This window comes from Amycolatopsis thermophila (assembly GCF_030814215.1).
Lineage (GTDB): Bacteria > Actinomycetota > Actinomycetes > Mycobacteriales > Pseudonocardiaceae > Amycolatopsis_E > Amycolatopsis_E thermophila.
Genome location: NZ_JAUSUT010000001.1, coordinates 2,736,312 through 2,750,082 on the forward strand (window position 1 = coordinate 2,736,312; position 13,771 = coordinate 2,750,082).

Genomic DNA, 13,771 nt, shown 5'->3' on the forward strand with positions numbered 1-13,771 from the left:
GGCGCCGCTGTCACAGCGGCGGGATGAAGCAGGAGAGCGGACAGCGTGGCTGGATCGACGAAGACGAAGAAGAACGACGCCGGGGCGAACGGCGCCGGTCGTCGACGGCTGGTGATCGTCGAGTCGCCCGCCAAGGCCCGCAAGATCGCGTCCTACCTCGGCCCGGGCTACGTGGTGGAGTCCTCGGTCGGGCACATCCGCGACCTGCCGTCGAAGGCCGACGACGTCCCGGCCAAGTACAAGGGCGAGTCCTGGGCGAAGCTCGGCGTGAACGTCGACCACGACTTCGAACCGCTCTACGTCGTGTCCGCGGACAAGAAGGCCAAGGTCACCGAGCTCAAGGGCCTGCTCAAGGACGTCGACGAGCTCTTCCTCGCCACCGACCCCGACCGTGAGGGCGAGGCCATCGCCTGGCACCTGCTGGAGACCCTCAAGCCGAAGGTCCCGGTGCGCCGGATGGTCTTCCACGAGGTCACCGAGCAGGCCGTCCGCGCGGCCGCCGAGGACACCCGCGAGCTGGACGGGGACCTCGTCGACGCGCAGGAGACCCGTCGCATCCTGGACCGGCTCTACGGCTACGAGGTCTCGCCGGTGCTGTGGAAGAAGGTCATGCCGAGGCTGTCGGCGGGCCGCGTGCAGTCGGTGGCGACCCGCCTGGTCGTCGAGCGCGAGCGGGAGCGCATCAAGTTCACCTCGGCCTCCTACTGGGACATCTCGGCGACGATGGACGCGGGCGAGGACGCGACACCCCGTCAGTTCCCGGCGCGCCTGGTGTCGGTCGACGGCGCGCGCCTGGCCACCGGCAAGGACTTCGACGCCTCGGGGCAGCTGAAGGCGAACGCGCAGGACGTCCGGGTGCTCGACGAGGCCGGCGCGCGGGCGCTGGCCCAGGGCCTGCACCAGCGGGACTTCAAGGTCACCAGCGTCGAGGAGAAGCCGTACACCCGGCGGCCGTACGCGCCGTTCATGACGTCGACGCTGCAGCAGGAGGCCGGCCGCAAGCTGCGCTTCAACGCCGAGACGACCATGCAGATCGCGCAGCGGCTGTACCAGAACGGGTACATCACCTACATGCGTACCGACTCCACGACGCTGTCGGAGTCGGCGCTCGCGGCGGCCCGCAGCCAGGCGACCGAGCTGTACGGCAAGGACCACGTCTCGCCGACGCCGCGGCAGTACACCCGCAAGGTCAAGAACGCGCAGGAGGCCCACGAGGCGATCCGGCCCGCGGGTGAGGTGTTCCGGACGCCCGGCCAGGTCGCGGGCGAGCTGCAGGCCGACGAGTTCCGGCTGTACGAGCTGATCTGGCAGCGCACGATCGCCTCGCAGATGGCCGACGCGAAGGGCACCACGATCTCGGTGCGCATCACCGGCACCTCGAGCACGGGCGAGGAGTGCACCTTCGCCTCGTCCGGCCGCACCATCACCTTCGCCGGCTTCCTCAAGGCCTACGTCGAGGCCGTGGACGCCGACTCGGGCGCCGAGGCGGACGACAAGCAGAGCCGTCTGCCGCAGCTGGTCAAGGACCAGCCGGTGACGGCGACCGAGCTGTCCCCGGACGGCCACGCGACCACGCCGCCGGCCCGGTACAACGAGCCCAGCCTGGTCAGCAAGCTGGAGGAGCTGGGCATCGGCCGCCCGTCGACGTACGCGTCGATCATCAAGACCATCCAGGACCGCGGTTACGTGTGGAAGAAGGGTTCCGCCCTGGTCCCGTCGTGGGTGGCCTTCGCCGTGGTCGGGCTGCTCGAGCGGCACTTCGAGCGGCTGGTCGACTACGACTTCACCGCCGCGATGGAGGACGAGCTCGACCGCATCGCGGCCGGGAACGAGCAGCGCACCCGGTGGCTGTCGCGGTTCTACTTCGGCGGCGAGCAGGGCGTGGATGGCTCGGTCGGCCGCCTGGGCGGGCTGAAGAAGCTGGTCAGCGGTGGTGTCGAGGACATCGACCCGCGCGAGATCAACTCCATCCCGATGTTCGAGGACCACGACGGCCGCACGGTGTACGTGCGGGTGGGCCGCTACGGCCCGTACATCGAGCGCGAGGTCGACGGGAAGCCGCAGCGCGCGAACCTGCCCGAGGACCTGCCGCCGGACGAGCTGACCGCGGAGATCGCGGAGAAGCTGTTCGCGACGCCGCAGGAGGGCCGCTCGCTGGGCGTGGACCCGGTCAGCGGGCACGAGATCGTCGCCAAGGAGGGCCGCTTCGGCCCGTACGTGACCGAGGTGCTGCCCGAGCCCGAGGAGGCCGAGGGCGGCAAGAAGACCAGCAAGGCGAAGAAGCCGAAGCCGCGCACGGGCTCGCTGTTCCAGTCGATGGACATCCAGACGGTGACGCTGGAGGACGCTCTCAAGCTGCTGTCGCTGCCGCGCGTGGTGGGCAAGGACCCGGAGTCGGGCGAGGAGATCACCGCGCAGAACGGGCGCTACGGGCCGTACCTGAAGAAGGGCACCGACTCGCGGTCGCTGTCGAGCGAGGACCAGATCTTCTCGATCACGCTCGACGAGGCGCTGAAGATCTACGCCGAGCCGAAGCAGCGCGGCCGTCGTGGCCCGGCCAAGCCGCCGCTGAAGGAGCTGGGCGAGGACCCGGTGTCCAAGAAGCCGATGGTGGTCAAGGACGGCCGGTTCGGGCCGTACGTGACCGACGGGGAGTACAACGCGACCCTGCGCAAGGGCGACAGCATCGAGGGGCTGACACCGGAGCGCGCGTCCGAGCTGCTCGCCGAGAAGCGGGCGAAGGGGCCGGCGCCGAAGAAGAAGGCGCCGGCGCGCAAGGCACCGGCCAAGAAGGCCGCCGCCAAGAAGTAGGCCTCGAACAGCAGTTCGACGAAACTGTCGTACCCCGGGGGCACACTGCCCCCGTGACGACGATCGACGAACTGCTGACCGAGGCCGCGCGGCCGGTGCTGGACGCCGTGCCGCAGCGCGCCAGCACCTGGGACCTGTACGCGCCGTACGCGACGGACGACGACGTCGAGCGGATCCGGTACCCGCTGAGCCGCACCCAGGACACCGCCGACCCGGCTGCTCTCATCGCCGAGGTGGAGGCGCACAACGCGTGGATGGCGCAGCTGCGGGACTCGCCGTTCGTCGAGGGCGGTGACCTGACCGACGACGCCGTGCGGGCGTTCGGGCTGATGCTGCGGGGCCCGATCCGGATGGTGCTGACGGGTGTGCACCGGGATCTGGCCGGGCCGCTGGACGTGCGGGTGTACGCGGACACGGCGGCCGGTGTGCTGTGGAGCTGGCGGCCGGACACCACGCAGGTCGGCGGGTGGGGTTTCCGCGAGCTGCGCTTCTTCTTCGACAAGGTGGTCGGGTTCGTGCCCGAGCAGCCGTACGGCCGGTTCGGGTCGCTCATGCTGCGGGCCGGCGAGCGCGGCGAGCTGACCGGGCGGGACGCCGAGCGGGCGGCGCGGGTGCGCGAGTTCCTGCGCCGGCCGCGGACGGGCACGACGGTGGTGGACCTGATGGCGTTCGACCGGCGCTGTGCCCAGTTCCCCCGGCTCGGGTACGTGGTGGTCGACAACGACCTGGGACGGCACGTCCTGGCCACGGTCACCGAACCGGGTGAGGGCGCGCAGCTGTTCCTGGTGCCCTCGGACCGCGACGGGCTGGCGCGGTGGATGACCGACGCGGTCGAGGCGGCGATGACCTGTGCCTGAACCGGTGGTTGCGCACAGTGATCGCATGGTTGCCCGGATGGGCGCGTCCACGCCGCGAAAAGCCCACTACGCTGGGTCGAGGTGTTTCGGACAGCACGGGAGTGGTCAGCATGAGTCCGGCGAAGGACGACGCTCGCTTCGACGGCGACGGCACGCAGTCCGGTCTGCAGCCTCTGACGTTCGGCGACGCCGTCTCGGGGTCGGTGAGCGACGACGAGGGCTACCAGCCGTTGAAGGTGGCCAAGCCGGTCGAGCCGGACCCGGAGAAGGTCCGCCAGATGATCGAGGCGATGGCCGCCGAACCGGGTGCGCCGGCCGAGGTCCCCGCGGACGACACCCCACCAGCCGCGCCGGCCCCGGCGGTGCCGCCCGCGCCACCCCTGGGCATCCTGCCGCGGCAGCGCACCTGGCGGGGGCGCCAGAAGATCGGCTCCTGGACGCGCCCGTCGTTCAAGCTGCCGCGCCCCGGTCAGAACGGCTCGGTGCGCCGGGCGAAGCCGTCCAGCGGGTCGGCGGCGTTCCTCGTCGCGGCCGTGCTGATGATCGTGTTCGGCGTACTGGCGATCGAGTTCCTGGCGAGCCTGATCGACACCCTCCGCGGGCTGTTCGACTAGGACCCAGCCGGACGATCTTCACGTTCCGGGCGCGTGGGGCCGACCACGACGGGCACTCTCAGACAGGCAGAGCTACCCTGGCCGCACGGTTGGGGGACACCGGTTTGTCGCGCGAGGGGTTCCCCAGCGTCACGGGAGTAAGTGGGGTGGGTCCGATCAGCGAGGTCGTGCACGTGCAACCCGGCGCGGAAAGCGAGGCGCCGGGAGGGCGTGGTGCCTCGACGATCTACCGGGCCCGGCGGGTCCTGGCGATCCGGCCCTTCCGGCGGCTGTGGGGCGTCACGTACCTGTGCAGCGTCGCCGACTGGCTGACCATCCTCGGCCTGACCAGCCTCGCCACCCAGCTGACCAACAACTACACCGCGCAGAACTTCGCGTTCACCGGTGTCCTGCTCTCCGCACTGCTGCCCGGCCTGATCTTCGCGCCGCTGGGCGGGCTGCTCGCCGACCGTTTCGACCGGCGCAAGGTCATGTTCGTCGCGGACCTCTTCCGCTGCGGGTTCCTGTTGTCGGTGGCGTTCGTGGGCACCTGGTGGTGGCTCTACATCGCGAACTTCCTGACCAGCGCGAGCGCGATGATGTGGATCCCGTCCAAGGAGGCGGCGGTCCCGAACCTGCTCAAGCGACCGGACCAGGTGGAGACGGCCAACCAGCTCGGCCTGGTGATGACCTACGGCCTGGCCACCGTCACCGCAGGCGGGCTCTACGCGATCGTGACGCGGATCGCGGCGTCGGTCGGCCTGCCCTCCGGGTTCTTCGGCGAGCTGGGCGTCGCCAAGGTCATCGTCGTGCTGATCGCGCTGCTGTACCTGGCCAGCGCCGTCCTGGTGCTGACCCGCGTCAAGGAACTGTCGATCCGCAAGCCCAAGATGGCCGCGGTCGCGCACGAGCAGGCCGAGAAGGTCGCGAAACCGGTCACCGAGGAAGCGCCGGGGCTGGGCGCGCTGATCAAGGACGCGGGCAAGTACATCAAGAGCACCCCCCTGGTCCGCGGACTGCTGATCGGCGCGGCGGGTGCGTTCGCCGCGGGCGGCGCGGTGGTCGGTTCGGCCAAGACGTACTCGGCCAGCCTGAACGCGGGCGACTCGACGTGGGGCCTGCTGGTGGTGGCCGTGTTCATCGGGCTCGCCACCGGGATGGGCGGGGCGCCGAAGCTGGCCCGGCGGCTGCCGCACGACCGGTTGTTCGGCATCTCGATCGTGCTCGCCGGGCTGGCGCTGATCCTGGTGGCGCTGTCGCCGCACCTGACCGTGTCGCTGGTCGCGGTGGCGATCGTCGGCGCGTGTGCGGGCGCCGCGTTCCTGACCGGCGTGACGATCATCGGTTCGCAGGTCGAGGACGCGATCCGCGGCCGGATCAACGCGATCTACCAGTCGATGATGAAGATCATCGTGTTCGGGTCGGTCTCGGTGGTGCCGCTGCTGATCGGCCTCACCCAGGCGCGGCGGGTCACGGTCTGGGGCAACGAGATCATCATCGACGGCACCCGGCCGGTGATGCTCGGTGGCGGTGCGCTGGCCGCGATCGTGGGCGTCGTCGCCTACCGGCAGATGGACTCGCGCCGGTCCGAGCCGATCATGGCGGACCTGCGCAACGCGATCCGCCGCCGCCCGCGCCGGGTGAACGGCCTGCTCATCGCCCTTGAGGGCACCACCGCCGCGGACACCGCCGAGCAGGCGACGAAGCTCGCCGAGTGGCTGCGGTCGGTCAGCCCGCGCCCGGTCGTGCTGGCCGCGGACCCGGCCCTGGACGACGCGCGGTTGGCCACGATCATCGGCAACGCCTCGCTGTCCGGCGCGCGGGCGCAGGCGCTCGCGGCCGCCGCGGTGCGCGCCGACCTGGTGGAACGCAACGTCCAGCCCGCCCTGGACGGCGGCGCGATCGTGGTGATGGAGCGCTTCGTCGACTCGCCGCTGGCGCACCTGTCCGCCGTGGCCGGGCTCGACGCCAAGGAACTCGAAGGCTTGGCGGACTGGGCCACCGGACGGCTGCGCCCCGACGTGACGGTGCTGCTGGACGCCGACCCGGGCGCCAACGCGCCCGGCCCGCTGTCGGTCGAGGAGCAGTGGCGCGTGCAGACCCTGCTCAGCGAGATGGCCGCCGCCGACCCCGACCACTACGTCGTGGTGGACGCCGACGGGCCCGAGGACGAGGTCACCGGCCGGGTGCGCACCGCGGTGCGGGCCGTGCTCGCGCAGCGCAAGCTCGGCCTGGCGCCCCTGGCCGAGGTGGAGGCCCGGTGACGGCTGTCGTCGCGCCGACGGGGGTGTGGGCCCAGCTGGTCGGCCAGGACCACGCCGTCGAGGTGCTGTCCGCGGCCGCGGACGCGGCGGCGAAGATCGTGGCCGGCGAGCCGGCACCGGCCGGTGCGATGACCCACGCCTGGCTGCTCACCGGCCCACCCGGTTCGGGTCGGTCGGTGGCGGCCCGGGCGTTCGCGGCGGCGCTGCAGTGCATCACCGGCACCGGGTGCGGGCAGTGCCCGGGCTGCCGCACCGCGATGCACGGCACCCACGCCGACGTGCGGCTCGTCATCCCGGAGGGGCTGTCGATCTCGGTGGCCGAGATGCGGTCGCTGGTGCAGGCCGGGGCCCGCCGCCCGACGACGGGCCAGTGGCAGGTCGTGATCATCGAGGACGCCGACCGGCTCACCGAGGGTGCGTCGAACGCGCTGCTCAAGGCGGTCGAGGAGCCGCCGGACCGGACGGTGTTCCTGTTGTGCGCGCCGTCGGACCACCCGGAGGACATCTCGGTGACCATCCGTTCGCGGTGCCGCCTGGTCACGCTGCGCACGCCGGTAGCCGAGGCGATCGCCCGGGTGCTCGCCGAGCGGGACGGCGTCGACCCGGAGCTGGCCGAGTGGGCGGCGTCGGTGTGCGGTGGGCACGTGGGCCGCGCCCGGCGGCTGGCCACCGACGAGAACGCCCGCAAGCGCCGCGAGGCGGTGCTGCGCATCCCGCTGGGCCTGAGCCGCCCCGGCGACGTGTTCCGGTGCGCGGACGAGCTGATCGCCGCGTCGGAGGCGGACGCGACGGAGGAGAGCAAGGTCCGCGACGAGGCCGAGAAGGCCGAGTTGCGCAACGCGATGGGCGGCGACGCGACGGGCAAGGGTGTCGCCGGGGCGAAGCGAGCGGCCGAAGCGGCGGTCAAGCAACTGGAGAAGCGGCAGAAGTCCCGGGCGACGCGCACTCAGCGGGACACCCTCGACCTGGCGCTGGTCGACCTGGCCGGTTTCTACCGGGACGTGCTGGTGGCCATCAGCGGCGCCGACGCGCGCTTCAACCACCCGGACCACGCGCACGACATCGCGACCGCCGCGCGGCAGTGGACAGCGGACTCCACCCTGAAGCGCTTGGAAGCAGTGCTGTCCTGCCGCGAGGCGATCCTGTGGAACGTGAAACCGAGGATCGCGGTGGAAGCCATGCTGACCGCTCTGCGTCACGGCTGACGCCCGGCGCCGGATCCTCCGGCCGGAGAACGGCGCCGCCCCCCCGGATCGAGGGCCGGCGCCGTTGGCGTCACCGTCAGTCGCGTGGCCTCGGCGAGGGCTTCACGACCGCCGCCTTGATCCGCTTCCGCGCGGGGAACGCCGCCACCAGCACGACGCCGAGCAGCAGCATCGCCGTCCCGGTCCAGAACAGCGGCACCGCGGAGTAGGCGCCGGCCGTGTAGGCCAGCTTCTGCGGCGCCTGCGGCGCGGCGTTGCCCGCGGGCGCCGCCGGCGTGGTGCTGCCGCACACGACGCCACCCTCGGGCGCGTAGGCCCGCCCGATCTGCTCGCCCAGCGAGATCTGCGCCAGCGACGACGGCAGCGAGTCGCTGCCCGCCGGGAGCAGGTTCTTCAGCCCGGCCGTGGGCAGGATCTGCAGGTTCAGCATCCGCGCGGAGGCGCCCAGCTGGAAGCCCTTGAACGGGTCGGTGAGGTTCTGGCCCTTCTGGGTCAGCTCGGCGATGCTCAGCCGCAGCACACCGAGGTCGAGCACCTTGCCCGCGGTGTCGGGCACCTGCTGCAGTCCCTCGTTCGCCGTGGCGACCAGGCCACCGACCACGGGCAGGTCCTTGAGCGCGCCGAACTGGTCCGACAGCCCGGACAGCGGCAGGCCGATCGGGATGTCCTTGGTCGGGTTGGTCGCGTCGAGCGTGTACAGCACCTTGCCCTGCCGCTCGATCGTGATGACCGGCGCCGTGTACTCGACCTTCGACGTCTTCTCGTCGCCGGTGGACAGGACCTTCAGCGTCGGCTGGCTGGCGACCTTGAGCGTCAGCTCGAGCGGGGTGCCCTTGAGGATCTCGATGTCCGCGGCCTGCAGGGTCGAGGTCGACTGGACCGCCTTGTTCGGCGAGCCGGGGATGTCGACCAGCTCCACCACCGACCGCGAGGACAGCGTGTTCGGCAGGCTGAGCACCGAGTTCGTCCCGTCGGCCGTGGTCTGCGCGCCGCCGCTGAGCAGGCCGCCGAGCGTCTGCAGGCCCTTGGCCGGGTCGAAGCCCTTCGCCAGGTCGACGCCCTGCAGGTTGAGGCTGCTGATCGGCAGGTTCGGCAGCGACGGGATGACGTTGAGCAGCGACAGGCTCGCCACCGACGTGCTGGCGTCGGCGATGGTGCCGACGCACGGGCCGAGCGTCGGGCTGTAGCGCGCGTGCACCTTGCCGTTGAGCACGCCCAGGTTGAGCAGCGGGTTGTCCGGTGCGTTCAGGCCGCCGGTCAGGGGCTGTTCGTTGTCGGGCAGCGCGGTCTGCACGAGGCTGCCGGGCGCCGGCGGCGAGTTGCCCGCCACGGCGAGCCCGAACGGCGACGACTGCGCGATCGACTTCTCGTAGCTGAGCAGGGCCTCGGAGTTGGCCTGGGCGCTGGACAGGCCCATGCCGGCCTCGAGCGCGGACTGCTTCGGCAGCTGGTCGCCGAAGCCCGGCAGGATCGTGCTGGTCGGGACCGAGTTGGGGAGCAGGCGCAGCACCCCGAGCGCGGCGGCCGCGTCGGCGACGGCGTGACCGAGCGGCTGCGGCCCCTCCTGGCCCACGAACGGCGGTTGCCCCGGGTTCGCCGGCTCCGGCGTGGGGGTGGTCGGGATGGTCTGTGCCATCGCCGGAGTGCCCGAAAGCACCAGGACGGCCGCGGCGACCGGCAGCGCCAGCGCGCGTGGCATGCGTCGACGCATGTGGTGGGTCCCTCCAGGAACGACTGGGGCCGGCCGTTGTGACCGGCGTCGCAGAGCCTAACGACCAAGGGGGTCGCAAGTGACGCGAGAGGGGTCGCTACACTAGTTCGTGTTGCCGCCTTAGCTCAGTCGGCCAGAGCGGCTCACTCGTAATGAGCAGGTCAGGGGTTCGATTCCCCTAGGCGGCTCCGGCAACGGTCGGGGGCTCTCCAGCCGGAGGGCCCCCGACGTCGTTCCCGGCCTAGGCTGTCCCGCCATGGCCCGCCGCTCCGAGACGATCAGCCCCACCGCGCACTACACCGGCTACGTGTGGGTGCGCAGCGGCCTGTCCGATCCCGCGTTCGCCACCGGCGAGGGGCGGCTGCTGCACCGCCTCCTGGCGCCGGCGATGGCGGTGAGCGGCGCGGTGGGCGGGCCGACGCTGGAGGGGTTCCTGCTCGCCCGGCACCGCCTGATCGACGAGTTGCTGACCGAGGCGATCGAGCGGCACGGCATCACGCAGGTCGTCGAGATCGCGGCCGGGCTGGCCGCCCGCGGCTGGCGGTTCACCCGGCGCCACCCCGACCTCACCTACCTCGAGGCCGACCTGCCGGGCATGGCCGGGCGGAAACGGCGGATCCTCCGGCGCGCGAGCCCGGCCGGGCCCGGTCACCGCGTCGTCGAGCTGGACGTCCTCGAAGACGGAGGTCTGGACCGCGTGGTCGCCGGCCTCGATCCCGCGCGCGGACTGGTGATCGTCACCGAGGGGCTGGTCAACTACTTCGACGAGCGGACCGTGCGGGCCATGTGGTCGCGCTTCGCCCGCGCGCTCGGCCGGTTCGAGCGCGGGCGCTACCTGTCGGACCTGCATCTGGCCACTTCGGACTTCGCGGTGCGGGCGTTCACGCGGGCGCTGTCGGTTTTCGTGCGCGGCAAGGTGCACCTGCACTTCGACGGCGAGGCCGCCGCCGAGCGGGCCCTGAAAACGGCGGGTTTCGCCCGCGCCGTCCTCCACGTGCCGCCGGACAACCGCCTGGTGCGGGTGATCGAGGCGGACACAGTGGACGGTCGGGTTCAGGACGCCGGTCCTGAAAGGTAGGCTGGGTGTCCTTGTCGCGTCAGGAGGACATCGCTGTGGTCGTCACCCCGCCGGGGCAGCGCGAGCGGCTCTCGCCGAACCAGCTCGCCAAGCAGGAGCAGATCGTGGAAGCCGCGCGCGCGGTGCTGGCCCGTGACGGGCTCGCCGGGTGCACCGCCCGCGCCATCGCGGACGCGAGCCCGCTCACCAAGAGCGCGATCCACTACTACTTCTCCGACACCGACGTCCTCGTCGACCGCGCGATGGCCGCCCACGTCACGGCCTTCCTCGACGACCTGCGCGCGGTGGCCGCGCGCCACGACGACCCGCGCGAGCGCCTGTGGGCCGTGCTCGAGGCCTACCTCGGCACCTTCACCGCCCAGCCCAACTCGGCGTTCCTGTGGTTCGAGTACTGGATCGCGGTCGGCCGGGCCGACCACCCGGAGGCCATCGAGGCGATGCTCCGGTCGGTCACCGAACTGCTCACCGAGCTGCTGGCCGGCGTCGGCGTCGACGATCCCCGGGCGCGGGCCCGTGCGCTGCTGTCCTACCTGCTGGGCGCCGTCGTGCAGCAGCGCGTCCGGCGCCGCCCCTTCGCGACCCTCCGCGAGGAGATCGAGTCCCTCTGCCTGCCCTAAGGTTCCCGGTATGCCACTGTTCTCGTTCGAGGGCGTCAGCCCCACCGTGCACCCCGACGCCTGGATCGCGCCCACCGCGACCCTCATCGGTGACGTCGTCATCGAGAAGGACGCCTCGATCTGGTACGGGGCGGTCGTCCGCGCCGACTTCGGGAAGATCATCGTGCGCGAAGGGGCCAACATCCAGGACAACACGGTCGTGCACGTGAACACCGGCGTGTGCGAGATCGGCCGCAACGTGACCGTCGGCCACATGTGCCTGGTGCACGACTGCACGGTCGGCGAGCAGGCCCTGATCGGCAACGGGGCGACGGTCCTGGACCAGGCCGTCATCGGCGAGCGCGCGCTGATCGCCGCCGGCTCCACGGTCACGCCGGGCACGCAGGTGCCCCCGGAGGTCATCGCGATGGGCAGCCCGGCGAAGAAGTTCGTGCCGCTGACCGACTCCGCGCGCGGCTGGGTGGACCACAACGCGGCCATCTACCAGCAGCTGGCCAAGCGGCACGCGGACGGTGTCGCACCCGTCGACTAAGCTGGGCTGACAGCAACTTTGCGACTGGCGCCGTAGAGGTGGAGCACCACCGGGAAGCGACCGACGAGGCCGGCACCGCGCGCCTGGGTGTGGCCAGTGTCAGGAGTAGGAAGATGACGCACCAGCCAGCCATCCCCGAGCTCACCGCGGCCGACCCGGAGATCGCCGGCCTCGTCGAGGACGAGGCGCGCCGCCAGGCCGAGAAGATCCGGCTCATCGCCTCGGAGAACTACGTCTCCGAGGCGGTGCTGGAGGCCACCGGGTCCGTGCTGACCAACAAGTACTCCGAGGGCTACGCCGGCAAGCGGTACTACGAGGGCCAGCAGTTCATCGACCAGGTCGAGCAGGTCGCGATCGCGCGGGCCAAGGCGCTGTTCGGCGTCGACCACGCCAACGTGCAGCCCTACTCCGGCTCGCCCGCGAACCTGGCCGTCTACCTGGCCTTCGCCCAGCCCGGCGACACCATCATGGGCATGGCGCTGCCCGACGGCGGGCACCTCACCCACGGCTGGTCGGTGTCGGCGACCGGCAAGTGGTTCAACCCGGTGCGCTACGGCGTGCGCAAGGAGACCGGCCGCGTCGACCTCGACCAGGTCCGCGACCTGGCGCTGGAGCACCGGCCGAAGCTGATCTTCGCGGGCGGCACCGCGATCCCCCGCACGATCGACTTCCCGGCGTTCGCCGAGATCGCCAGGGAGATCGACGCCGTGCTGGTCGCCGACATCGCCCACATCGCCGGCCTGGTCGCCGGCGGGGCGCACCCGTCGCCGGTGGGCCACGCGCAGGTCATCACCACGACCACGCACAAGACCCTCCGCGGCCCGCGGGGCGCGATGATCATGACCGACGCCGACCACGCGAAGGCCATCGACAAGGCCGTGTTCCCCGGCCTGCAGGGCGGCCCGCACAACCACACCACGGCCGCCATCGCGGTCGCGCTGGGCGAGGCGTCGAAGCCGGAGTTCCGCGACTACGCCCACGCCATCGTCGCCAACGCCAAGGCGCTGGCCGAGGCGCTCATCGAGCGCGGGTTCGACCTCGTCTCCGGCGGCACCGACAACCACCTGCTCCTGGTGGACCTGACCAGCAAGCAGATCGGCGGCAAGCCCGCCGCGCAGGCGCTGGACCGCGCCGGCATCGAGCTGAACTACAACACGGTGCCGTTCGACCCGCGCAAGCCGTTCGACCCGTCGGGCATCCGGCTGGGCACCGCGGCCATCACCACCCGGGGCCTCACGCCGGAGCACCAGCCGCAGATCGCCGAGTGGATCGACCGCTCGGTGGCCGCGGCCGCCGCGAACGACGAGGCCGCCATCAGCACGATCGCCGGTGAGGTGCGCGACCTGCTCGCCGCCTACCCGATCCCGGGTTACCGGGCCTGATCAACGAGAAACGCCCCCTTCCCCGCGCGGGGAAGGGGGCGTTTCCGCGTCCGCACTCAGTGGTGCTCGCCGCCCTCGGCGGCCTCCTTCGCGATCCGGTCGATCTCACGCTGGTAGGAGCGCTTGATCTCGGCCTCCGCCTCGGCGCGGCCCACCCAGGCCGAGCCCTCGACGCTCTTGGCCGGCTCCAGGTCCTTGTAGACCTGGAAGAAGTGCTCGATCTCCAGCTTGTGGAACTCGTTCAGGTGGTGGATGTCGCGCAGGTGCTCCAGGCGCGGGTCGTCCGACGGCACGGCCAGGACCTTGTCGTCCGGGCCCTTCTCGTCGGTCATCCGGAACATGCCGATCGCCCGGCAGCGGATCAGGCAGCCCGGGAACGTCGGCTCCTGCACCAGCACCAGCACGTCGAGCGGGTCGCCGTCCTGCCCCAGGGTGTCGTCGATGAACCCGTAGTCGGCCGGGTACTGGGTGGCCGTGAACAGGGTCCGGTCCAGTCGGATCCGGCCCGTCTTGTGGTCCACCTCGTACTTGTTGCGCTCCCCCTTGGGGATTTCGATCGTGGCGTCGAACTCCACGGCGTCCTCGCTGACCTCGTCTTTTCCCGCCGAGTCCGGCGGCTTACGGTTTCGCTAACTTGTCGTCACTAGTGTGGACCACGCGCCGTTGGGAAGTCGCACCGATGTCGTCTTGACAACAGTGAGTTTGCCCGCGGCGTGTCGCC

The 13,771-nt window shown here is 71.5% G+C and carries 11 protein-coding genes, 1 tRNA gene and 1 riboswitch; of the genes, 10 read left to right on the plus strand and 2 right to left on the minus strand.

The genetic code is table 11. The features are described from left to right. Positions 1–45: 45 nt before the first annotated feature. From topA to FB470_RS13680, 5 genes are all read left to right on the plus strand, one after another. Positions 46–2,811 carry a type I DNA topoisomerase gene (gene topA / locus FB470_RS13660; protein ID WP_306991638.1) on the plus strand — a complete coding sequence of 922 codons (2,766 nt, stop codon included), beginning with the start codon at positions 46–48 and terminating at the stop codon, positions 2,809–2,811. Between the two features lie 53 nt (positions 2,812–2,864). Further along, positions 2,865–3,668 (plus strand): hypothetical protein, encoded by an 804-nt coding sequence (locus tag FB470_RS13665; RefSeq protein WP_306991640.1) that lies wholly within the window; start codon positions 2,865–2,867, stop codon positions 3,666–3,668. 110 nt (positions 3,669–3,778) lie between these two features. Continuing rightward, positions 3,779–4,282, plus strand: coding sequence for a hypothetical protein (locus tag FB470_RS13670; protein WP_306991642.1), 504 nt, complete (start codon positions 3,779–3,781; stop codon positions 4,280–4,282). A 146-nt stretch (positions 4,283–4,428) separates the two neighbouring features. Next, entirely contained in the window at positions 4,429–6,525 is a 2,097-nt protein-coding gene (locus FB470_RS13675; protein ID WP_370876467.1) for a bifunctional MFS transporter/dTMP kinase, read from the plus strand. Beyond that, a complete protein-coding gene (locus tag FB470_RS13680; RefSeq protein WP_306991643.1) occupies positions 6,522–7,730 on the plus strand; it encodes a DNA polymerase III subunit delta' in 1,209 nt (402 codons plus the stop codon). Before FB470_RS13675 ends, FB470_RS13680 begins: the two co-directional genes overlap by 4 nt. Positions 7,731–7,806: 76 nt before the next feature. Here FB470_RS13680 and FB470_RS13685 read toward each other — a convergent pair whose 3' ends face one another. Further along, positions 7,807–9,429, minus strand: coding sequence for a hypothetical protein (locus FB470_RS13685; RefSeq protein ID WP_306991645.1), 1,623 nt, complete (start codon positions 9,427–9,429; stop codon positions 7,807–7,809). Positions 9,430–9,555: 126 nt separating this feature from the next. Between FB470_RS13685 and FB470_RS13690 the strand changes: the two genes are divergently transcribed. From FB470_RS13690 to FB470_RS13710, 5 genes are all read left to right on the plus strand, one after another. Beyond that, positions 9,556–9,629: transfer RNA gene (locus FB470_RS13690), tRNA-Thr, on the plus strand. A gap of 68 nt (positions 9,630–9,697) precedes the next feature. Continuing rightward, positions 9,698–10,519, plus strand: coding sequence for a class I SAM-dependent methyltransferase (locus tag FB470_RS13695; protein WP_306991647.1), 822 nt, complete (start codon positions 9,698–9,700; stop codon positions 10,517–10,519). 35 nt (positions 10,520–10,554) lie between these two features. Further along, a complete protein-coding gene (locus tag FB470_RS13700; RefSeq protein WP_306999250.1) occupies positions 10,555–11,136 on the plus strand; it encodes a TetR/AcrR family transcriptional regulator in 582 nt (193 codons plus the stop codon). A gap of 10 nt (positions 11,137–11,146) precedes the next feature. Continuing rightward, complete coding sequence (locus tag FB470_RS13705) at positions 11,147–11,668, plus strand: gamma carbonic anhydrase family protein (RefSeq protein ID WP_306991649.1); 522 nt, start codon at positions 11,147–11,149, stop codon at positions 11,666–11,668. Between the two features lie 10 nt (positions 11,669–11,678). Next, positions 11,679–11,764: riboswitch (ZMP/ZTP riboswitch) on the plus strand. A 17-nt stretch (positions 11,765–11,781) separates the two neighbouring features. Continuing rightward, positions 11,782–13,050 (plus strand): serine hydroxymethyltransferase, encoded by a 1,269-nt coding sequence (locus FB470_RS13710; RefSeq protein ID WP_306991651.1) that lies wholly within the window; start codon positions 11,782–11,784, stop codon positions 13,048–13,050. Positions 13,051–13,106: 56 nt separating this feature from the next. Here the strand turns inward: FB470_RS13710 and FB470_RS13715 are convergent, their stop codons facing one another. Then, the gene (locus tag FB470_RS13715) at positions 13,107–13,625 is read right to left on the minus strand and encodes an inorganic diphosphatase (protein ID WP_306991653.1); all 519 of its coding nucleotides are present in this window, start codon (positions 13,623–13,625) and stop codon (positions 13,107–13,109) included. Between the last annotated feature and the right edge of the window lie 146 nt (positions 13,626–13,771).

Coding starts and splice junctions, on each gene's coding strand:
- FB470_RS13705 (WP_306991649.1), top strand. CDS start 11,147: ATGCCACTGTTCTCGTTCGAGGGCGTCAGCCCCACCGTGCACCCCGAC.
- FB470_RS13695 (WP_306991647.1), top strand. CDS start 9,698: ATGGCCCGCCGCTCCGAGACGATCAGCCCCACCGCGCACTACACCGGC.
- FB470_RS13710 (WP_306991651.1), top strand. CDS start 11,782: ATGACGCACCAGCCAGCCATCCCCGAGCTCACCGCGGCCGACCCGGAG.
- FB470_RS13670 (WP_306991642.1), top strand. CDS start 3,779: ATGAGTCCGGCGAAGGACGACGCTCGCTTCGACGGCGACGGCACGCAG.
- FB470_RS13685 (WP_306991645.1), bottom strand. CDS start 9,429: ATGCCACGCGCGCTGGCGCTGCCGGTCGCCGCGGCCGTCCTGGTGCTT.